General features: G+C 62.8%; 20 protein-coding genes. 6 read left to right on the forward strand and 14 right to left on the reverse strand.

Annotated elements, in window-relative coordinates:
* Positions 1–132: 132 nt before the first annotated feature.
* From DEIDE_RS10935 to DEIDE_RS10950, 4 genes are all read right to left on the reverse strand, one after another.
* Positions 133–1,188, reverse strand: a complete 1,056-nt coding sequence (locus tag DEIDE_RS10935) for an ABC transporter ATP-binding protein (protein WP_041227589.1) — start codon at positions 1,186–1,188, stop codon at positions 133–135.
* Between the two features lie 50 nt (positions 1,189–1,238).
* Positions 1,239–2,843, reverse strand: a complete 1,605-nt coding sequence (locus DEIDE_RS10940; RefSeq protein WP_012694020.1) for an ABC transporter permease — start codon at positions 2,841–2,843, stop codon at positions 1,239–1,241.
* 120 nt (positions 2,844–2,963) lie between these two features.
* Complete coding sequence (locus DEIDE_RS10945) at positions 2,964–3,962, reverse strand: extracellular solute-binding protein (protein WP_012694021.1); 999 nt, start codon at positions 3,960–3,962, stop codon at positions 2,964–2,966.
* Positions 3,963–4,041: 79 nt separating this feature from the next.
* Positions 4,042–5,061 (reverse strand): D-alanine--D-alanine ligase family protein, encoded by a 1,020-nt coding sequence (locus DEIDE_RS10950; protein WP_012694022.1) that lies wholly within the window; start codon positions 5,059–5,061, stop codon positions 4,042–4,044.
* A 251-nt stretch (positions 5,062–5,312) separates the two neighbouring features.
* Here DEIDE_RS10950 and DEIDE_RS10955 point away from each other — a divergent pair, with 251 nt between their 5' ends.
* From DEIDE_RS10955 to DEIDE_RS10965, 3 genes are all read left to right on the forward strand, one after another.
* Complete coding sequence (locus DEIDE_RS10955; protein ID WP_012694023.1) at positions 5,313–7,022, forward strand: ABC transporter substrate-binding protein; 1,710 nt, start codon at positions 5,313–5,315, stop codon at positions 7,020–7,022.
* Positions 7,023–7,131: 109 nt separating this feature from the next.
* Entirely contained in the window at positions 7,132–8,154 is a 1,023-nt protein-coding gene (locus DEIDE_RS10960; RefSeq protein WP_012694024.1) for an ABC transporter permease, read from the forward strand.
* A 43-nt stretch (positions 8,155–8,197) separates the two neighbouring features.
* Complete coding sequence (locus tag DEIDE_RS10965) at positions 8,198–9,223, forward strand: ABC transporter permease (protein WP_012694025.1); 1,026 nt, start codon at positions 8,198–8,200, stop codon at positions 9,221–9,223.
* 75 nt (positions 9,224–9,298) lie between these two features.
* Here the strand turns inward: DEIDE_RS10965 and DEIDE_RS10970 are convergent, their stop codons facing one another.
* From DEIDE_RS10970 to cobA, 6 genes are all read right to left on the reverse strand, one after another.
* Positions 9,299–9,757, reverse strand: a complete 459-nt coding sequence (locus tag DEIDE_RS10970; RefSeq protein ID WP_012694026.1) for a hypothetical protein — start codon at positions 9,755–9,757, stop codon at positions 9,299–9,301.
* An 8-nt stretch (positions 9,758–9,765) separates the two neighbouring features.
* Positions 9,766–10,638 carry a CAF17-like 4Fe-4S cluster assembly/insertion protein YgfZ gene (ygfZ, locus tag DEIDE_RS10975; RefSeq protein WP_041227231.1) on the reverse strand — a complete coding sequence of 291 codons (873 nt, stop codon included), beginning with the start codon at positions 10,636–10,638 and terminating at the stop codon, positions 9,766–9,768.
* Between the two features lie 385 nt (positions 10,639–11,023).
* On the reverse strand, positions 11,024–12,121 hold the full coding sequence (gene hemA, locus DEIDE_RS10980) for a glutamyl-tRNA reductase (protein WP_012694028.1): 1,098 nt from the start codon (positions 12,119–12,121) through the stop codon (positions 11,024–11,026).
* Positions 12,118–12,678, reverse strand: a complete 561-nt coding sequence (locus DEIDE_RS10985; RefSeq protein ID WP_242402908.1) for a precorrin-2 dehydrogenase/sirohydrochlorin ferrochelatase family protein — start codon at positions 12,676–12,678, stop codon at positions 12,118–12,120. The genes hemA and DEIDE_RS10985 overlap by 4 nt, the downstream gene beginning before the upstream one ends.
* Before the next feature lie 99 nt (positions 12,679–12,777).
* Positions 12,778–13,872: an HD domain-containing phosphohydrolase gene (locus tag DEIDE_RS10990; protein WP_012694030.1), complete on the reverse strand. Its 1,095-nt coding sequence runs from the start codon at positions 13,870–13,872 to the stop codon at positions 12,778–12,780.
* A 96-nt stretch (positions 13,873–13,968) separates the two neighbouring features.
* Positions 13,969–15,471, reverse strand: coding sequence for a uroporphyrinogen-III C-methyltransferase (cobA, locus tag DEIDE_RS10995; protein WP_012694031.1), 1,503 nt, complete (start codon positions 15,469–15,471; stop codon positions 13,969–13,971).
* 50 nt (positions 15,472–15,521) lie between these two features.
* Here cobA and DEIDE_RS11000 point away from each other — a divergent pair, with 50 nt between their 5' ends.
* A complete protein-coding gene (locus DEIDE_RS11000; protein WP_083764254.1) occupies positions 15,522–16,253 on the forward strand; it encodes a GNAT family N-acetyltransferase in 732 nt (243 codons plus the stop codon).
* 125 nt (positions 16,254–16,378) lie between these two features.
* Here DEIDE_RS11000 and DEIDE_RS11005 read toward each other — a convergent pair whose 3' ends face one another.
* The 4 genes from DEIDE_RS11005 to DEIDE_RS11020 all read right to left on the reverse strand — a co-directional run bounded on the left by DEIDE_RS11005 (position 16,379) and on the right by DEIDE_RS11020 (position 19,109).
* The gene (locus DEIDE_RS11005) at positions 16,379–16,612 is read right to left on the reverse strand and encodes a helix-turn-helix domain-containing protein (protein ID WP_012694033.1); all 234 of its coding nucleotides are present in this window, start codon (positions 16,610–16,612) and stop codon (positions 16,379–16,381) included.
* Positions 16,612–17,268: a hypothetical protein gene (locus DEIDE_RS11010; protein WP_012694034.1), complete on the reverse strand. Its 657-nt coding sequence runs from the start codon at positions 17,266–17,268 to the stop codon at positions 16,612–16,614. Before DEIDE_RS11010 ends, DEIDE_RS11005 begins: the two co-directional genes overlap by 1 nt.
* Positions 17,269–17,465: 197 nt before the next feature.
* A complete protein-coding gene (locus DEIDE_RS11015) occupies positions 17,466–18,365 on the reverse strand; it encodes a P1 family peptidase (RefSeq protein ID WP_012694035.1) in 900 nt (299 codons plus the stop codon).
* 75 nt (positions 18,366–18,440) lie between these two features.
* On the reverse strand, positions 18,441–19,109 hold the full coding sequence (locus DEIDE_RS11020) for a response regulator transcription factor (protein ID WP_012694036.1): 669 nt from the start codon (positions 19,107–19,109) through the stop codon (positions 18,441–18,443).
* A 221-nt stretch (positions 19,110–19,330) separates the two neighbouring features.
* Here DEIDE_RS11020 and DEIDE_RS11025 point away from each other — a divergent pair, with 221 nt between their 5' ends.
* Together DEIDE_RS11025 and DEIDE_RS11030 are read left to right on the forward strand one after the other, a co-directional pair.
* Complete coding sequence (locus DEIDE_RS11025; protein ID WP_012694037.1) at positions 19,331–20,287, forward strand: alpha/beta fold hydrolase; 957 nt, start codon at positions 19,331–19,333, stop codon at positions 20,285–20,287.
* A gap of 70 nt (positions 20,288–20,357) precedes the next feature.
* Positions 20,358–21,395, forward strand: coding sequence for a sugar phosphate nucleotidyltransferase (locus tag DEIDE_RS11030; protein WP_012694038.1), 1,038 nt, complete (start codon positions 20,358–20,360; stop codon positions 21,393–21,395).
* The last annotated feature ends 38 nt before the right edge of the window (positions 21,396–21,433 follow it).

Below are 21,433 nucleotides of genomic sequence, written 5' to 3' on the forward strand. Positions count from 1 at the left end.
GGTGGCTGAACGCGTCACGCTTGATCTGCAGGCATTCTAGAACTGGACTTGGGAAGCGGCTCTGACGCATTTCTTTAGGGTCGGCCGTGACATCTGCTCAGGCATCTGGACCGGAAACCTTGCAGGCCTATGTCAGGAGACGGGCCGGGCGGGCTGGGTCACCAGGATCCGGGCCTGCTCCCCCTCGGCACGGATCAGCCCGGTGGTGTCGTGAACAAGCAGTTCCTGGGCACCTCCACCTGCGAGGCGCACCGTATAGGTGGCGTCCCGGCCACGGAACTCCCGGGCCAGAACCGTCACTTCGGTAGCGGCCGGGTCATCAGTAAAGGCCAGATGTTCGGGGCGGACGCTAACCAGCACGGGCCCACTGGCAGCTTCCACCAGCGGCACGATGCCCAGGGCTGTCCGGGCCATGAAGCGGTCAGCGGTACCGCTGAGCAGATTGCTGCGGCCCAGAAAGTTGGCCACGAATGCGGTGGCCGGGCGGGTATAGACCTCAGCCGGCGTACCGATCTGCTCGGCTTTTCCGCCGCGCATCAGCACCAGGCGGTCACTGAAAGCCAGAGCTTCCTCCTGATCGTGGGTCACCAGGATGGCGGTGGTGCCGCTGTGACGCAGGATGGCGCGGACTTCCTGACGGGTAGAGTGACGCAGTTGGGCGTCCAGATTGGAAAACGGTTCGTCCAGCAGCAGCAGCGCCGGGCGGGGTGCCAGCGCACGGGCCAGCGCCACACGCTGTTGCTGCCCACCAGACAGCTGGTGGGGCATCCGGGACTCGAACACCGTCAGACCTACCAGCGCCAGAGTCTCGCGGGCACGCGGCAGGCGCTGGGCGCGCGGCAGGTGCTGCAGCCCGAACAGCACATTGCCGAGCACACTCAGGTGGGGAAACAGGGCGTAATCCTGAAACACCAGCCCTACCCCACGCCGCTCGGGCGGCACGAACGGCGCGCTCATTTCACGTCCGCCAATGCTGACAGTTCCCGCGTCCGGGCGTTCCAGACCTGCGATCAACCGCAGGGTGGTGGTCTTCCCGCAGCCCGAAGGGCCCAGCAGGGTCAGCAGTTCGCCAGGCTGCGCAGTCAGCGACAGGTGATCCACCACCGGTGGAAGACCCGGTGCATAGCGCTTGGTCAGCCCCTGAAGGTCCAGGGGAACCGAATCCGGCGCGGAAGTGCGGCCTGGCATGGGCTCAGTGTTTTTAATGAAACTGGGGCTGGCAGGAATGGGCTGAACAGTCATAGGCGGCCTCGGGAGGAGTCGGCGGGCCCGGCACTGGACGCAGGGCGGCGGGGATGGTCACGGCGCAGGATCAGCAGGGTCAGCAGCGCCCCACTGACAGCCAGAGCCAGGGCGTATGGCGCAGCGCTGGCGTACTGGGCCTCTTCGGTGTAGGTCCAGACGTTGCGGGCCAGTGTCTCAAACCCGATGGGACTGAGCAGCAGGGTCAGAGGGAGCTCCTTGAGCACACTGAGAAATACGAACGCAGCGCTGACCAGCAGGCCCGGCCGGATCAGCGGCAGGGTCACGCGGGTCAGGGTGCGGCCGGCACTCAGCCCCAACACACGCGCAGCTTCCTCCAGCCGGGGAGTCGCTGTGTTCAGACTGCTGCGCAGGGGTCCCACGGCCTCGGCCACAAAATGCAGCGTGTACGCAGCGATCAGCAGGGGAAGCGTCTGGTAGAGCGGCGGGGCAACCTGCAAGGAAAAGAACACCAGGGCCAGGGCGAAAGCCAGAGGCGGAGTCGCGTATCCCAGGTACGCGGCCCGCTCGGTCACACGAGCCCAGCGTCCCCGGTAACGGCTGCCGATATAGGCCAGCGGAAAAGCCAGAAGTGTGGTGGTAAACGCAGCCAGAGCCGCTGCACCCAGCGCAGTGCGCGCCGCTTCCCACAAACCGGCCCAGGCAAATGGATTGGTTTCCAGACGCATCCAGTACACGATGGTGCCCAGCGGCACGACCAGCGCGGCGCCGGCCAGCGTTGCGGCAAAGATCCAGGCCAGCGGCGTCAGGCGGCCCAGCTGGACCCGGCGGGGTTCCCTGGCGCCGCCAGGAGACACACGCGACACATGAAGGTTGCGCATCAGTCTGGCTTCCAGCCACAGCGCAGCCGCAGTCACCAGCAGCAGCAGCAGCGCCAGCCAGGCCGAGTACACCCGGTCATAGGCCGCGGTGTACTGCTGATAGATCGCGGCGCTGAAGGTTGGATACCGCATCAGACTGACCACACTGAAATCTCCCAGCACGTGAAGCGCAATCAACAGCGCTCCCGACAGCCACGCAGGACGCAGGTACGGCAGGGTCACCTTGCGGAAGGTCTGTATCGGCGAGCGGCCCAGCAGGCGGGCTGCGTCTTCCAGCGCCGGGTCCTGGGCACGCAGCGCAGCATGCAGGTTCAGAAACAGGTAGGGAAAGGTAAACAGCGTCAATACGCCCAGCGCACCCCAGAAGCCACTGGGCCCGGGCCAGGCCAGACCCAGCAGGGTATCCAGAGCACCACCTGGTCCGCTTGCAGCAATCAGGGCGTAGGCGCCCACATACCCAGGAATGGCCAGTGGAAGCACGCCCAGCAGCAGCAGCACCGACCGTGGACGAAAGTCACTGCGGGCGCTCAGGAAAGCCAGTGGCAGCGCCACCAGCGTAGTGGTGACCAGCACAGCAACTGTCAGTAGTACGGTATTGCCAAACAGCTGTACGTTCCGCCAGCGGAAGACAATCTCGCGCAGCTCGGTCCACTCGGCACCCAGGGCACGCAGAACCAGATATGACAACGGCAGTAAGACGCCCAGCACGGTCAGCACGGCAGGCAGCAGCAGAGCCAGAGGGGGGCGGCGGTAGGTCATAGAGGCTTCGGACTCCAGGGCCCGGAACCCTGGAAAGTTATCACAGCGAATTACTCAGGATTGAAGGATCAGATGCATGAGAACGCCCCCGGTCCTCCGGGGGCGTTGGGGAGACATGTTTCAGAGCAGGCCGGCATCGCGCAGCAGCTTCTGCGCCTTCTCGATGTTCTTGGGCAATACGGTGGGATCAATGCGCGGGCTGCGCTTGACCACGTCGCTGTAAGGCAGCATGGTGGTGGGCTGCAGCGTCGAGGCGATCACGGGATATTCAAAGTTGACGCTCAGGAAGAAGTTCTGGGCATCCTTGCTTGTCAGGGTGCTCAGGAAACGGTTGGCGTTCGAACGGTTCTTGGCCGACTTGAGCACCGCAGCGCCGGTCGCGTTGCCCAGGTTCCCGATATCACCATTCTTGAAGAAGAAGGTATCGATCGGGTAGCTCAGGCGGTTGACCCGCTGGATGTAATAGTGGTTCGTCAGCGCCACATCGATCTCGCCAGCGCGCATGGCTTCGAGCATACCCACGTTGCTGGTCTTGTAGTCCTTCGGAGCCAGCGCCTTCATACCCTCGATCCACTGGCGGGTGGTTGCCTCGCCATGCTTGGCAATCATGGCGGCCAGGAAGTCCTGGAAGCTGGGGTAGCTGACCGTCCAGCCGATGCGGCCTTTCAGGCTGGTCATCTTGGGCAGGTCAAGCACGCTGTCAGGCAGCTGATCAGGTTTGATCTTGCTGGTGTTGTACGCCAGGACCCGGAAGCGCACGGTGGTTGGCAGCCAGCTGCGGTCGTCCGGCAGGTAGTCGTCACTGACCGTGCGGGTCAGGGCGGTGCCCAGCTTGCTGAACCGGCCCTCAGACGCCAGTTCACCCAGTGCACCCACACTGTTGCCCCAGTAGATGTCGGCCGGGCTACGGTTGCCTTCCTCACGAAGGGCAGCGACCAGCTGAGCATCGGTGCCATAACGGACGTTCACCTTGATGCCGGTCTGGCGCTCGAACTGCTGGACGATTGGTTCGACAAAGGTTTTGGCACGGCCTGAGTAGATGGTCAGCGTTCCCTTGGTCTGAGCAAAGGAAGTGCCTGCCACGAGGAGAGCGGTAAGGGCGGTCACAGTGCGGATCATGCCTTAATCCTAAGTAAACCGCTCAGATTAGTTAGGGCCAAACGTCCCTACAAAGAGAAACGCGTCCAGGTGCTGGTTCTCAGCGTTCCTCCAGCGCCAGCGTCACCAGCCGGGTCACCAGTTCGCTATAGCCGATGCCAGCGGCCTCAAACAGCTTGGGATACATACTGGTGGTAGTGAAGCCTGGCATCGTGTTGACCTCGTTCAGGAACAGCTCGCCAGTTTCTTCGACATAAAAGAAATCCACACGCGCCAGACCAGCACAGTCCAGTGCACGGAACGCCTGAAGGGCCATCTCACGCACGCGCTCGCTCATGTCGCGTGGCATGCGGGCCGGGATATGCATCTGGGCGCGGCCTTCGGTGTATTTGGTTTCGTAGTCGTAAAACTCCGAATCGAAGCTCAGTTCCCCGACCGGGCTGGCCACGGGTGCGTCGTTGCCGAGAATGCCAACTTCGACCTCGCGGGGTTTATGAGAGGTCATGGCCTCCAGAATGACCCGGCGGTCCAGACTGAAGGCGAGATCCAGTGCCGCCTGCAAGTCATCTGTATGCGACACCTTGCTGATGCCCACGCTGGAGCCCAGGTTGGCCGGCTTGACGAATAATGGAAAGCCAAGCTCGGTTGCACGCGCCGTCACCACTTCGGGCTGACTCCGCCACTCGCGGCGCAGTGCCAGCCGCCACTCCACCTGAGCGATTCCGGCGGAAGCCAGCACCTGTTTGGTCATGACCTTGTCCATGCTGACGGCCGACCCCAGCACGCCACTTCCGACGAAGGGGATTCCTGCCAGCGTCAGCAGTCCCTGGATGGTGCCGTCCTCACCCATGGGTCCATGCAGCAGAGGAAAGACGGCGTCATATCCTTCTGCACTCGCCACGCGGTGCAGCACCAGGTCTCCCCCACCAGGAGCTTCTCCGGTTTCCAGCGCCTTCTGGGTGCCGGTGGGAGGCAGCCAGCGGCCCTGCTTGCTGATCACCACCGGCGTGACATCAAACTGGTCACGGGGGAGCGCGGCCAGCACGCTCCGGGCGCTCATGAGACTGACTTCGTGTTCACCGGACTGACCGCCCGCCAGCAGCAGGATGCGCTTCTTCACGCGGCGCAGTATTCCACGCCGGGGTGCCCGCGGCACAGCGAGGTACAGCTTGTACACATCGGGCGCATAAAGCTCATCTGCGGACCATGCTGATAGCGCTGCACCTGCGCCCAGCGGCCATAAAGGGGAGACGCTTCACATCTTGTCCAGATATGTGGGCTATTATGCTCATCGTTATCCACAATAGGTGCCGATCTTGCGACGCTTTCAAAAGCCCGTTAGATTCACACCTCAGCACTACCAGGAGGCCTATGAAGAAAATCGCGATCCTCAGTACTCTGCTCGTGACCAGCATGGCGTTTGCCGTTGCCCCCAAGGACACCTTGGTGATCCAGCGCAGCGCAGACATCCCCACCATGGATCCCGGCGTGACATATGACACGGCTTCGGCCGAGGTCGTTGACCAGATGTACGAGACGCTGCTGACCTACAGCGGCAGCAGCCTTACCAAGCTCGAGCCCCTGCTGGCCACCAAGTGGGCCATCAGCAACGGCGGAAAGACCTACACCTTCGACCTGCGCAAGAACGTCAAGTTCCACAGTGGCGCCACCATGACCTGCGCCGACGCGGAATACACCTTTGAGCGCAACCTGGTGACCAACAGCGCCGAATCCGGCAACTGGTTTATCGCCGAAAGCCTGACCGGCGTCCAGGGCAACGCCAACGACGAGAAGAGCGTGACCTGGGCCGTGATCGACAAGGCTGTGGAGTGCAACAACGCTGGTCAGCTGGTGTTCAACCTGCCCAAGGTTGACCCCGCGTTCCTGGCCAAGCTGGCCTACACCGGCCAGGCCATCATTGAGAAGAAGTACACCACCGGCCTGGGCGAGTGGAGCGGCACCGAGAAGGACTGGAAGGAATGGGTCGGTAAAGACCTGACCGGCAGCAACCTGAGCAAGAAGCCCAACGGAACCGGCCCCTACGAGTTCGTGCGCGCTGACGCCAACACTTTCCTGGCCACCGCTTTCGATGGCTACTGGGGCAAGAAGCCAGCCATCAAGAACGTCATCAGCCAGAAGGTGCCTGAGCTGGCAGCCCGTCAGCAGGCCTTCCTGCGTGGCGACGCCGACTTCATTGACGGCGGTGGCCGCAGTGTCGACGAGGCCCAGATCAAGGGCAAGCCTGGCGTGACCTGGATCGACAACCTCCCCAACACCACTGCCACTGCCATCTTCATGAACGAGAAGATCAACCCCAGTGGCGGTCTGCTGGGCAGCGGCAAACTGGACGGCAAAGGCATTCCGTCAAACTTCTTCACCGACGTGAACGTGCGCCGTGGATTCTCCTACGCTTTCAACTACCAGCAGTACATCGAAGACGTGCAGAAGGGCAAAGGCAAACAGCGCACCATGCTGCTGCCCGATATCTTCCCTGGGTACGACCCCAAGGTGAAGACCTACACCTACGCTCCCGCTAAGGCTACGGCAGCCTTGAAGAAGGCTTTCGGGGGCCAGGTCTGGAAGAACGGCTTTACCCTCACGGCAAACTACCGCGCCAACAGCGTGCCCGCTCAGACCGCGATGGAAATTCTGAAGCGCAACATTGAAGCCCTGAACCCCAAGTTCAAGGTCATCCTGCAGCCCAAGCAGTGGAGCGAAATGCTCGCCGCCTCCAAGAAGGGCGAGGAAGCCATGATGCTGATGGGCTGGGCACCTGACTACGCCGACCCTGACAACTTCATGTACACCTTCTATGCCTCGGACGGCTACTACAGCCCCCGCGCCAACTGGAAGGACGCCAGCGTGGACAAGTGGCTCAAGCAGGCCCGCAGCACGGTCAACACCGCGCAGCGTAACCGCCTCTACAGCCTGGTCGGCAACCGTGCTTACGAGCAGGCTCCGTTCATCCTGATCCCCGGCGGCATCGACTACACCTTCTTCCGCAGCAACATCAAGGGCATTACTGCCCAGAACTACAACCCTATGATCTCCACGCGTTGGGCTGACCTCAGCAAGAGCTGAGCTGATACCCTTCTGGAGTCCCGCCTGAGCGGGCGGGGTGGCCCCACAGCCACCCCCCCGCTTTCGCCGTGTTACACGAATTCAGACGCAGGTAAGACAAGAGGCTCACATGCTCAATTTCATCGTCAGGCGACTGATCCAGATTCCGGTGGTGATGCTCGTCCTTTCTCTGATGGTCGTCGGGCTCACGCAGATGCTCACCCCCGAACAGCGCGCCGCGCCATACATCCGCAGTGAACAGCAGGCCGCCCGCCTCGAACAGATCATCGAAGAACGTGGTCTGCGTGACCCGTTTCCAGTTCAGTACAGCCGGTGGTTTGTCAAGACAATCAGCGGTGACCTGGGCTTTTCGAAAGCCAGCGGCAAGGATGTGCTTGACACCATCCGCGAAAGGCTGCCCGCCACGATTGAACTGACCATCATTACGGCTATCCCTATTCTGCTCCTAAGTATCTGGTTGGGGACCCTCAGTGCTCTACACAAGGACAAGCTGATTGATCAGGTGTTGCGGGTAATGACCATCATTGCCTACAGCCTGCCCACGTTTGTGCTGGGTATCCTGATGCTTGCCATTTTCTATGCCTATCTCGGCTGGTTGCCTGGAGCTGGACAGCTCAGCATTGTCAACCAGTTTGCGATTGGAGATCTCAGACGCTACACAGGCATGCTCTCTGTCGACGCCATGCTCAACGGACGCTGGGACATAGCCTGGGATGTCATCCGTCACATGCTGCTGCCTGCGGCGACGCTGACCATCGTGTCCAGCGCCAGCATCATCAAGGTGATGCGCAACAACATGCTTGAAGCCCTGACGAGTGACTACGTTCGTACTGCGCGGGCCAAGGGTCTGTCGCCGCGGATCGTGAACAACAAGCACGCTCGCCGCAACGCACTGCTGAGCATCGTCACGCTGGGTGGTTTCCTCATTATTGGCCTCCTGGGCGGGTCGTTGATCACCGAGACCATCTTCGCCTTCCCAGGTATCGGCCAGTGGGTGGTACAGGCAGCGCTGCAGATCGATCTGGCGGCTGTACTTGGCTTTGCCCTGCTTTCAGCACTGATTGTGGTTGTGGTCAGTACCCTGGTGGACATTTTGTACGGCGTGATCGATCCTCGCGTGAGGTTTGACTGATGTCCACTCGCCCATTCCACAGCACTGTCCTCAGGAGCGCCGCATGACGACCACCTCTGCCCCTCTGACCGTGAATAAAAAGAGCCGCTGGCAATTGTTCTGGACCAGCCCGGCCATGCGCAAGCTACGCCGTAACCCGCTGGCCCTTACAGGTCTGTTTATCACGCTGCTGTTCGGGCTCATGGCCCTGTTTGCGCCGCTGATTGCCAAGCCCACTGGCGACTGTCTGCGTGACCTCGGGCTCACCAGCGCAAGTCAGGTCACCAATCCGGCCAATGGAGCCTTCTGGCGTGCCATTCTTGCTCCGCCGGCAAGCTGCTACAAAATGGAGCGGGTCAGTTTCGCCCAGGAGCCTAAACCTGCCAGCGAAATTACCGGTACCTTTGCTCCGTTCGGCACTGTCAACGGGTACAACATTTTCTATGGCCTGGTCTGGGGAACCCGCACTGCGCTGAAGATGTCGTTCATCATCGTGGCGATCACCCTGACGATCGGCGTGATTATCGGGGCAATCAGCGGCTATTACGGCGGCTGGATCGACAACCTGATCCAGCGCTTCATTGACGTGCTGTTTGCTCTGCCACCTCTGATCCTGACGGTGGTACTGCTGACCATCCTGCGCGCCAAAAACCCAGGGGGGGATCCAACAGGACCTATCATCCTGGCGTTCAGCGTGGCCGGTTGGGCGAGCTACGCCAAGATCATTCGCGGTGACGTGCTGCGAACCCGCCAGCTGGAGTATGTGGACGCAGCGCGCGGTCTTGGTGCCCGCGACCCGCGCCTGATCCTGAAGCATGTGGTTCCCAACAGCGTGGCCGCTGTGTTCACCATTGCCGTGCTGGACCTCGCCACCGTGCCTCTGAGTGTGGCGGCGCTGTCCTTCCTGGGCCTGGGGTTTGAACCTGGATCTTCTGAATGGGGTCAGCTGGTGGACTTCTCGCGTGCGTGGCTGAAGCCTGAGTACTGGTACGCACTGGCCTACCCGGCTGCGTTCATCATCACGTTCAGCCTGGCGTTCAACCTGTTCGGTGACGGCCTGCGCGACGCAATGGACCCCAAGAGCCGTTAAGCCTGCCTGTCATATTTCAAAGAAGCGCCCGCCTTGTCCTGGAGACAGGCGGGCGCTTTGCTGTGTGCACAGCCTTCAGGTCAGCCTTTCAGCCGCCTTGTGGACTTGAGGCTCCCGTACCCAGCCCGCCAGCTGTCCATATCCCACAAGGTAGGCACATAGCGCCAGTACCCAAAGCAGAATCACCCCGCGCAGGTCATGCAGCAAAGCGCAGCCCAGCAGAAACGTGATTCCTGGCGCCGAAGCTGCCTGCATAGCGGCCGTCAGAGCCGCGCGGGAAGATGGCAGTGCCGGGTCACGTGCCACACGGCCCGCAAGCCAGAGCGCCGCCCCAGCAAACGCAATGCCCATGCCTCCCAGTCCCAGGACTGCGCCCAGAGGTAAACGTTCTGGACGTGTCAGCAGATACAGGCCACCAAGCGGCAATCCTGGAATTGCCAGGGCCAGAAAAGCCAGAGTATAGGCGCGGCGCGAAGCCCGGATCAGGCCGTCACGGGTACCAGTCTGCAGGTCGCGTGAAATGGATTGCAGCATGCGCAGATTCAAGGGGCAGCCAGGGTCAGCAGCTGAACTGTCGCCAGATGCCCCCCTACCTGCACCTGTGCACCCTCCGGCAGTTCCTTGCGCAGTCGGGCCAGACTGAGGCCCCCGGCAAAGTGACCGGATTGCCCGACCACCTTACCCTCAGCGGTGACCTCAGCATGATCAGGCAGATCTGTGCCCGACAGGCGAGCCAGGTGATAGCGGGTATTTCCACGCGCTTCCAGGCGGGCCATAATCTCCTGGCCTACGTAGCAGCCCTTGCGGTAGCTGATGGCGGGCAGTGGCCCGCCCAGATCCAGCCCGACCTCCTGCGGCAGCACCCCTGTAAAGCCGTCCCGGACGATATCCGGAATGCCGGCACGCACCCGCGCCGTTTCCAGTTCATCGAGGGGTGCTTCCTGGCCGCCCAGCGCGTTCAGAACATCTTCTTCCTGCCGCGCGAGATAGTGCAGGTCTACGCCGGATGTACCGCTGCGGTTGACCCGCCCAGCCAGGGTGACGGCCCCCCCAAGGTCGAGGCTCTGGGCCGCCGGTCCGTCGGTCAGCCAGCCCGGAACAGCCTGATCCCAGACGTGGACAGTCCGCAGGGTGTCCGTCACGTCCTCGACTTCTACCTGATCGAAGATGATGTAACGCTTGAGCCGGGCTGCCAGCCCTGGGGCCTGACCGGCATCCAGGTGCAGGTAGATGTCCTGCTCACGGCGGTAAGCGCGGGCAAACTGCTCGATCTGGCCCCGCACGTTGAGAAAGGCGCAGGGCACCAGACCCGGAGTAGGTGCGCCGCGCAGATCACCGGTCATCTGGCCGTGTACAAAATCCACACGGTCAGCGCCTGTAATGCGCAGGCTGGATGAAGGCAAAAAGGTCCACATAGGGTCAGGGTACGGGATACACCGCCAAGCATGTGCAATGCCTGTCCCGAACAGCATGTGGCGCTGTAATCAGGAAACCCTGACTGCACTGTGCTGAGTCAGCACCTGGTTGCTTTCTGATCAGCCGTCCAGCTGACTCCAACCAGGTCAACGGGACGGCGTTATTCCGACCTGATGTGAACATACCGGGAAAAACGTCTGGAGTCACTTGTTCTCTGATCGGCGTTCAGTTTCTTCGCGAACTGCTTCCAGACAGTTTTGTACAGAGACCCTGGGGCTGCTGAAGGACTGAGTGCAGCCTCGCTGCGCGAATCTTCGTGCCTGCGTGAGTGCTCTCGCCTGCTCGTTACGGAGCCACCCGGGAGTCGTCCCGGTTTCCCTGCTGTCAGTCGCAGGCGGTGGCCAGGGCCCGGCGCCCCAGCTGCGCCTCGCGGGTCAGGTGCCAGCGCTGCAGGTCAGCGGCCGACTCCCGGATAATGGCCTGAGCGTGTGGTAGGGCGTCACGCCGGCTCTGCAGGTTACGAGTCACGATGTCAGTCAGGTCGTCCAGGTTCAGGAGGTGCGCACCAGTCACCTGAGCGATGTCAGGGTCCAGAATGCGCGGCACACTGATGTCAATCAGGAACATCTCGCGCTCGGGACGGCCAGCCAGGGCAGCCTGGACGCCCTCGCCATGCAGGACGTAGTGGGGCGCAGCACTGGAGGCAATCACCACGTCAGCCTGGGGCAGAACCTCGTGCAGGTATTCGTGGGCGCAGGCCTGTCCACCAAGCTTCTCGGCCAGCTGCCGGGCGCGCTCTACGGTACGGTTGACCACGATCACGTCTTCCACGCCCGCCGCACGTAAATGCGTCAGGGTCAGTTCGGCCGTCTCGCCGGCACCCAGGATCAGGGCTGTCCGCCCTTCCAGCGTTCCAAGGGCTGCCTGCGCCAGTTCCACAGCAGCACTGGAGACACTGACCACCTTGTCACTCATGCCGGTTTCAAAGCGCACGCGCTTCCCAGCTGCCAGGGCACCCTGCGCAACCTTGTTCAGCACCTTGCTGCTCAGCCCACGGCTGTGGGCACTTTGCCAGGCCCGCTTCACCTGTCCCTGAATCTGGGTCTCCCCAATCACCAGGCTGTCCAGGCCCGCTGCGACCCGGTACAGGTGAGCCACAGCCGCCTCGCCGCGGTAAACATACAGGTGATCCGCCAGTGCGTGACCCCACGCTCCCTCGAAGGCCGCGACCGGGTCACCTTCCAGACCGGCCAGATAGACCTCGGTACGGTTACAGGTGGCCAGCAGCATCACTTCCTGCGCATGACGTGACAGGTGTGAGTACAGCGCCTCTTCTTCACCACCCCGGACAGCGGCTCGCTCACGGACCTCAACCGGAGCAGTGTGGTGGTTGAGCCCCACCACGATGAAGTCAAGCGGAGCAGGCGGCAACGTACCAGACAGATCAAGGAACTGTTTCGCCGTAGGGCAGGAAAGGGTCATGCTGGGACTCCCATTGTGGTCCGGATGTCTTTGCGCAGGGTCTGCAGGGCCAGCTCACGTCCAGGGCCCGTCTCCCGCAGGGCCTCCTCACGCTGCCTGGACCACTGCTCCACAGTGGTGCTGTCAGGCAGCAGCGCGGAGATTCTTTCACCCAGAGCCTGGGCGAGCATCGGCAGCTCACGCCCGGTGCTGACCGCCACCTGAAGGTCGCCGCTCGATATGACCGCCGGGAATCTCAGCGTGCTGAGTGCAGCGTCGCCCGCATGATTGACCAGGGCGCCCTGCTGATGGGCCGCAGCACAGAGCCTGTCATTCACGGCCGGGTCGTTTGTGGCGGCCACGACCACCTGCGCATCTTTCAGGTCAGCGGGCTCACAGGAGCGCTGGACAACAGTCACGGGCAGAACAGAGAATTCAGGGTGAACCTGCGGAGCCACCACTGTCACCTGCAACCCGGCTTCCAGCAGTGTCTGGGTGCGGCGCAGCGCTACCCGGCCACCACCCGCCACAACGGCCGGCTGACCGCTCAGGTTAAGGAAGGCAGCAAGCAGACTCATCTGGCGCAGCATACCTCCTTATGGCGGGGCTCACGTCCCGGACCGAACGGTAAGAAGGCTGTCCAGCACGCTTTTCAACTTTGAAGCCTGCCTGGGGGCTCAGGCCTGGGGCCCCGTACCTTCCTCGCTCAGAACGGAAAGAAAGGTCTGCAGGAGTGCTGGATCAAACTGAGTGCCTTCTCCAGCGCGCAGCAGCTCCAGGGCCTCGGCAGCCGGAATGGCCGCGTGATACGGCCGGTCATGCGTCAGGGCATCGAACACGTCCACCAGGGCAAACAGACGGGCCAGCAAGGGAATGTTCTCGCTCTGCAGCCCGTCCGGATAGCCGCGTCCGTCCCAGCGCTCGTGGTGCGAGCGGATCACACTCAGGGCGCCGGACGTGACCCCAGGCACCCGCCGGGCCAGATTCTCGCCAGTGACAGTGTGCTGCCGCATCAATGCCCATTCGTTCTCGTCGAGAGGTCCTGGCTTGAGCAGCACGCGGTCAGGGATATTCAGCTTGCCCAGATCATGCAGATAGGCTCCCTGACGGAGATCATCCAGGGCGGCTTTAGGCAGCTCCAGGGCACGGCCAAGCTGCTGTGAAAGCTTTACAGTCCGCCGGGTATGGCCCTGGGTTTCGTAATCCCGTGCCTCCATGGCCAGACCTAGCACCAACAACGTATTTTCCTGCGCCTCCGCCGCTTTCTGAGCCTCACGGGCGCGTTCGAGAGCCACGGTGCCCGCGTGAGCGAACGCCAGCAGCAGTTCGCGCTCCTGCGTGCTGAACGGAGGCTCTACGCGCCCCAGAGCGAGTACACCCAGCAGTTCATTGTGAGACGTGTACAGTGGCGCAAACAACAGATGCTGGTCCGGAGCTCCGGGGGTCCGGACCGCTGTCGGTGGGATCTGCTCTCTGGCCACCATCAGCACTTCACGTCCGTTCAGTGCAGCCTGCCAGGTGAGCCCCTGGCCACGCGGCACCCGGAAGCCCAGAGGCGGGTCTGATTCCCCTGCCGAGTGGGTCACTATCAGGGCGTCCTGCATGGGCGTGACGCTCAGAAAATACACGTACCGGCTGTGCATCAGGCGCAGGGCAACAGAGGTCAGAACAGCCTCGACCTCACGCAGGGTGTGGGCGCCCAGCAGCTGCGCGCCCAGGTCCAGCAGCGCGCGGAGTCCCGCGTTCTCACGCTCGATGTCCCTGGCGTGCATGCTTCACCCTACTGGAGCCAGCAGGCTGCAGGTGAGAATGGTTGCCAGCAAGACTTATTCAGTGGGCTGAAGCGTAGGACTCCGAAGGCAGACCCGTCATTCGAAGCTGTGCTCTACCGCGTCGGCCAGAGCCTCCAGACTGGCGGTCTCGGCCACCTGAAGGTGCCGGAACCCGGCCTGCCGGGCTGCTTCGGCGGTCTGCGGCCCCATGGCGACCACCCGGAGTGTCAGTGGGTCAAACTCTGGACCGGCCAGGGCTGCGAGATGCCGGGCCGCACTGCCTGAGGCGAGCGTGACTGCATCCACAGTGCGCAGCCGGCTCCGCAGAACCGGATCCAGAGCAGCAACCTCGGTACGGTACAACTCAGCGCGCTGGTATACCACGCCGCGGGCTTCCAGCAGGCGCTGAAGGCTGTCTTCGGCCAGCTGGGAGGTCAGGTGCAGCGCCACCTCGCCCGGACGGACCGGCAACTCGTCCGCCAGATGGCGTGCCCCTGGAGTAGAGGGCACAAAGTCGGCGCGAAGCCCACGTTGCTGCAGGCTGGCGGCGGTACTGGGCCCTACCGCCGCGAGGCGAACCCCCGCCAGGTGCCGGGCATCCAGGCCGAGAGCCTGCAGATGCTCCATTAATGCTGTAATTGCCTGATTGCTGGTCAGAAGTAGCCAGGACACATCATTCACATCCCGCAGCCGGGCATGCAGGGCGTCATGGTCGCTGGTCGGCGCAAAACGGATAAGTGGCACCTCCAGGACCTCGGCGCCGCGTGTGCGCAGCACGTCACCCAGGGCGCTGGCACCTTCGCGGGTGCGGGTCACCGCAACCGTGCGGCCTGAGAGGGGCCGGGAGGCCGGGTTGAACCACTGCAGGGTTTCACGCAGACGCACAACCTCACCCACTACCGTGACCGCCGGTGCACCCAGCCCGGCCTCCCTGACCGCCTGAGCGATGGTCGCCAGCGTGCCGGAAACCTCGCGCTGCCGGGGGGTACTGGCCCATTGCACCGTGGCAGCGGGAGTCGCGGGATCGCGGCCACCTTCGATCAGCTGCGCGGCAATCCGTTCCAGATTGCGCACGCCCATCAGCAGAACAAGGGTGTCGACGCCCGCCAGGGTCTCGTGAGGCATGCCGCCGTCATGGGTATGGCCAGTCAGCACCGCGAAATTCCGGGCGACGTTGCGGTGGGTAACGGGAATCCCGGCATATGCGGGCGCCGCGATGGCACTGCTGACGCCCGGCACGACCTCGAAAGGAACCCCAGCCTGGACACAGGCCTCGGCTTCCTCTCCGCCCCGACCAAAGACGAACACGTCTCCGCCCTTGAGCCGGGCCACCCGCTGCCCGCCGTTCTCCTGTGCCATCTGGACAATCAGCGTATTGATCTGCTCCTGCGAGATGTACTCCGAAAAGCCCTTTTTCCCGACGTATATGGTGCGTGCCTGCGAGCAGTAGCGCAGGAGTTCCGGATTGGCCAGGTAGTCGAACAGCACCACATCCGCCTCCTGCAGGGCCTGCTGGCCACGCAGGGTCAGCAGGCCCGGGTCACCCGGACCGGCCCCGATCAGGGACACAAAAGCTCGGCTAGGTCCAGCGTCGGTCATGCGTTACAGGCTACGTCAGGGATGCTGGAACAATGCGTATAAGCTCAGGCATGCCCATGACTAATCTGCTCGACCGTCTGGCACAGGCTGAGGCGCGCGCCCACACACGCTACGGTCTGAGCGGTGCTGTGGGGCAGTTTGGGCCACTGACAGCCGTGTATGCCGGAGCAGCTCTGGTGCTGAATTCCGCGTGGCTCGGTGGCCCTGGTGTGCCCTCAGCTGACGAGCTGGACGCCTTTGAAGCATTCAGCCGGCAGCATGGAGAGGCACCGACCATTCATATGCTGTCGCATGCTGCCCCCACCCTGCTGCCGGAACTGGAGGAACGTGGCTATGCCCTGACGTCCCTGCCGCACCTGTATACGCGGAACCTGGACAATCTCCCTCCAGCGCCGGGCATGACCATCTGCCAGGAAGACGACCCTGACCAATGGGCCGAGTGGTCCGCCCAGGGTTTCGGCGGGGGACTGGAGATCATGCGGGCTGTGGCCCAAGCTCCGGACACCCGGCTGTACACGGCGTGGCTGGACGGTCAGCCTGCCGCAACCGCTGCCATGAGCCTGACTGACGGCCTGGCTGCCCTCCACGGCACCTCTACTCTGCCGGCGTTCCGTGGCCGAGGTGCCCAGACGGCGCTGCTCGCCTGGCGTCTGCACCAGGCTGTGAAGGCAGACGCCGACCTGGCCAGTGTATTTGTGACTCCTGCCTCGCCCAGTGAGCGCAATATCGTCCGGGCTGGCTTTGTGTTGACCGGTTTCCGGCTGACCTTCAGGCAGCGTTGAGTGGAGTGCCGCTTCAGGCCTGCTGGACAGATGACCGGTCTGAGCAACCGGTCATCCTCCGTTGGAATCTGCACGGGAACCACGAGTGCAAGGGAAACCGCGGGCTGCAGGCAGCCCGCGCGGTCCTATTTCGAGTCCGGGTCCGACTCTTCTGCGCCCTCCACCCATTCCAGCAGGTCTCCTGGCTGACACTCCAGGACGCGGCATATTGCATCCAGGGTACTGAATCGAATGGCCCGTGCCTTACCGGTTTTCAGAATGCTCAGGTTTGCCAGGGTGATTCCTACTCGTTCGGAAAGTTCTGACAGGGTCATCCGGCGCTCGGCAAGGACCTGATCAAGCTTGACCAGTACAGGCATCAGACCGTTAATTCGTGTTCGTGGCGCAGCTTCCGTTCCTCTTCGCGCAGCACGCACGCCTGCTGGAGGACCGCAGCGAAGATGGCTAGCACGGCAGCTGTAAGTAGAGGAGCCACGCCCAGTTCCAGTACGCTCAGGGCACCGAGAGAGGTCCGCGACGCCAGAAACACGGAAGCATCCGGCACGTCTTTCAGGGCAGTGTGGACCACATCATATGGTTGAGCCTGCTGGATGGCCCACCACCTGAGGGGTACGCCAATCAGCACGAGCACTTGGCAGAACAGCGCAATCCGGGCAGCGAGGTGAAGGTCACGGATGTTTGCTGGGTCAAACGGATCGAACATCAGACGGTTAAAGAAGGTTTTTACCCGGCTGTAGGCCACGAAAAGAAAGGTCAGGAGTCCAAGGCTCGCTGCTACACCAAGCACCTTGATCCACACAGGTGGATTCAGGGTGACGCTCATTTCGGTGATGCGAAAGTGCTGATCGTCAAGTCGAAGAGCGATTCCAACCGGTACAGCGAAGCTGAGGGGGTGGGACAGAGGTGACCCGGTCAGCAGAGTCCACAGAAAGCCGAGGCTAAACAGAACAAGGAACAACATGCCCAGATTCAGGACCCAGTTGAGGACGATACGCGCAGATTCGGGGTGAAGCATGACGCCTCCTTATCGAATTTCAATATACTGCTTTATCGATTATCGGTAAGGCGCATATAGCCAGCCTCTGGAAAGGGTATAGCCATATGCCGCGCAGTTCACATGGTCCGGCCTCCAGGAGCCCTTAGTTCATATTGTTTTCAGGACTGTGCCCTTCCTCTGATATGGCCGTTTCACGGCCATATCCCCGAACCGCCTCACTGTGGGCGCGACTGCCGGACCGCGTCACGCACCGCTGCACATACGGCTTCCTGCACCAGCGCCCCAAGAAGCAACGGGTCGGCTGCTGGCCGCATTCCACTACTGAGCATAAAAGCGCTGTCTCCATCCCAGAAGGTATGGCTCGGATGAATCACGCGTCCCAGAGCGGTCTGAGCAGCGTCAGCGAGCCGGCGGCATTCACTTTTGGTCAGGATATGCTCGGTGACTACTGCCACCAGGGTGGTGCTCTCCACGTCGCCTGGGGTAAACGCCAGGGCTCCAGGCCCTGTGCCCGGACCGGCAAGCACCTCTCCCCTCTCGTCCAGCACGTCTCCAATAGGGTTCGCTACGGCCAGAACGCCGACCCTGACGCCGTGACGCTCCAGGCACACGCTGCCCAGACCACCGGGGACTGCCCCCGTTCCCAGGTATTTCCCGGCCGTGGCGCCAGTGCCTGCTCCAACGCGCCCACGCTGCACCGGAGCTGACGAGGCGGCGCGCGCTGCGTATTCGCCCTCGGCATCACCTGGCCGGACCTGGGCGTCTCCCACCCCCAGGTCGTAGATCACAGCGGCCGGTACGATCGGTACCCGCGCCCAGGGCGTCTCATGCCCAATCCCGCGTTCTTCCAGAACCCGCACCACACCGCTGGCCGCCGCCAGCCCGAAGGCGCTGCCGCCAGTCAGGAGTAGGGCGTGCACCCGTTCGACCTTCTTCTCCACTTCCAAAAGCACCCCTTCGCGGGTCCCAGGGCTGGGGCCCAGAAACGAAGCGGAAGCTACAGCGCCCTGAGGCGGGCACAGCACAACTGTGCAGCCGGTCAAGCCGACCGGGTCGCTCCAGTGCCCCACCTGAAAGCCAGGAACTGCGGTCAGGGTGGTGTTCTCAACAATCATGTCCTGCAGTCTGGCAGGGTCAGGGCATTAAAAAACCTCGCCCGCGGGGGCGAGGTCAGGCAGCAGCCACAGTGATCAGGGCGTCTTGAGGGCGTACCCGATGCCGCGAACCGTGCGGATGATGCCGTAACCATCAAGGTCGCGCAGCTTGGCGCGCATGTTGGCCATGTGCACGTCCACAACGTTGCTGTTGCTGGGCAGCTCACCGTTCCAAACTTCGCGCTCAATTTCCTGGCGGGAGTAGACGCGCCCCGGCTGGCGGGCCAGGAAGGTCAGCAGGTCGAACTCCTTGGGCGACAGGCGCACCTCGTGACCGTTGTAATGGCACAGGCGCTTTTGCGGATGAATTTCAAGCGCACCTATGGAGATCACTTCGCCGTGCTGCTGATGACGCAACTGCACCTTGACGCGCGCGACCAGTTCCTCCGGATGGAAGGGCTTGGTCATATAGTCGTCGGCACCGGCCTCCAGCAGGTTTACCTTGCGGTCCACCGCGTCCATGGCGGTCAGGATGATGATCGGCACGCTGCTGGTCTTGCGCAGGCGACGGGCCACTTCCGCGCCGTCGAAATCTGGCAGGCCGAGGTCGAGAACCACCAGATCCGGAGCGTGTTCGCGGGCCGACGTCAACCCAGTGATGCCGTCGGCGGCCGTCAGGACACGGTAACCGGCTTGTTCCAGTTCGTACTGGACGACGCGAGTGATGTCCGGATTGTCTTCGATAAGAAGGATGCGTTGGTCCATGGCTGCCCTTTAACTCCTGAAGTCCGTGAGTGTGTCCCGTATGGACGCCTGCTCGGCGCCTATGCGGAATTCCCCCTCGGTGGATCGAGGGCGAATCGTGATTGTGGTCATCGTAGGGTCAGGGGTGCGTTGCAGTGGCGTTAACACGGTTTATGTTCGCTTAACAGCCGTCAGGTTCCGTCCTGCCCTCCCAGGTCCGGCATGGTGCCTACAATGCGGGGATGACTGGTGGCTCTCACGATTTCGACGATACGGACTTTGACCCTTTTGCCCTTGAGGACGAAGGACAGCTCGAACGGCTCAACGGCGCGGATCTGTACTTTGAAGTCGCGGGCAAGGGCCAGGAGGACAGCGCACCTCTGATCTTTCTGCATGGCGGTCCTGGCTACAACAGCTATTCGTTCCGGATTCTGTTTGGCGAACGACTCACGGGGCGCACCGTCGTGTATCTGGACCAGCGCGGCTCCGGACGCAGCGGACCTCTGGAAGACACCGAACAGGGCGCAGCTACCCTTGACCTCGACACCCTGGTCGCAGACGTAGAAGCCCTGCGCGACCATCTGGGAGCCGAGCGGATCGTGCCCCTGGGGCACGGCTTCGGAGCCCTGGTGGCCCTGGAGTATGCCCGGCGTCACCCCACGCGCACCGAACGGGTGGTGCTGGTTAACCCCTGGGTTCACTTCCCGGACCTGGCGCTTACCCTGCTGGAAGAGGCCAGCACACTGCGCAGCCGCGACCTGGAAGACCCCGCCGATCAGGTCCGTGCCAGCACGCCCGAAGGCCAGCACCCCCAGGTGGGCAGCGCGCGGGTGGAAGCAGCTTTTGACCTGCTGAACGCCCGCGATCTGCTCAATGCCATGCACTTCAGGGACGCGGCCAGCCGGATGCGGCTGGAGTTCGTGGACGCCGAGGGTCAGCTTGCCGGGGGCGGTGAGGTGCAGGAGGCACTGGTAAACCAGGGGCTGTGGGAGTTCGAGTACGCACCGTTCCTGCAGCAGATCCGCCGGCCAGTGTTCCTGATTGCCGGCGCCCATGACCGCAGCAGCTATCCCACGCAGGTGCAATGGGTGGCTGATCTCGGCGGGGCGGACGTCAGCGTGCTGGACGCCGGACACTACCCCTGGCTGGACGATGAGGACGCGTTTGCCGAGGCTCTGGAGGAATCTTTATCCCGCTGAGCCTCCCGTGCCCGTGCAGATGGCCTCTCATAGCGCTTCATGACCCCCGGCTATACTCCCGGACGAGCTCATGAAAGGTCTGATTCTGGCCGCGGGTCGCGGCAGCCGTCTTCTTCCCATCAGCGCCACCCGGCCCAAACATGCGCTGCCCATAGCTGGCGTGCCGATTATCCGGCGCGCGGTGCGGGCCCTGCATGAAGCAGGAATCCACGACATCGGCATCGTGACGAGCCGTTCAAGCGAGACCGACCTGCGCGACGCCACGCAGGGAAGCGGCCACCTGACCTTTATTCTTCAGCCGGAAGCCCTGGGCACCGGCGACGCGGTGCTGTGCGCGCGTGACTTCCTGGAAGAGCAGCCCACACTGCTGTACCTGGGTGACAATCTGTTTGAGAATTCCCTGCGTCCGGTTGCACTGGGCCTGCCGGGGACCGACGCTGTGATAGGTGTCAAACAGGTAACCAATCCTCAGGCCTACGGCGTGGCCGTGGTGGACAAGGGTCAGCTGAGGCGACTGGTAGAAAAGCCGCGCCAGCCGGAAAGCAACCTGGCAGCCTGCGGGGTATTCGCGTTCCAGCCGCAACTCATGGACCATCTGGCAGAACTGGCGCCCAGTGAGCGCGGCGAGATCGAGTTTCCGCAGGCGCTGACCTCGGTTCTGGCGGCTGGAGGACGTGTCCGTGCGGTGGAGTTCAAAGGCTTCTGGTCGGATGCTGGAGCTCCAGCAGACCTGCTGACGGCCAATGCCCACTTCCTGTCGCGCCTGCCATCACGCGTAGATGGCCGGGTCCAGGGCACAACTGTTTCTGGCACGGTCGTCATTGAGGCAGGCGCCGTGGTGGAGGACTGTACTCTGCGCGGCCCGGTGTGGATCGGGCCGCACGCGACCGTAAGGGGCAGCACATTGGGCCCACATGTCAGTGTGGGTCCCCACGCCCGGATCAGTGGGGCGACAGTCAGTGCCTCGCTGATCGACGAGTTTGCGCACATCCTGCATCCCTCACGTCCACTGCGCAACGCTGTGGTGGGCCGGCACGCCGTCATCAGTGCTCCCAGCGACGCTGGCCTGCAACTTGTGATCGGCGACCGCAGCGTCGTGCGGCTGTAGTGGGCAGAGGTTCGTCTGATCATGAGCTGCTCCGGTAT

This window comes from Deinococcus deserti VCD115 (assembly GCF_000020685.1).
Taxonomy (GTDB): domain Bacteria; phylum Deinococcota; class Deinococci; order Deinococcales; family Deinococcaceae; genus Deinococcus; species Deinococcus deserti.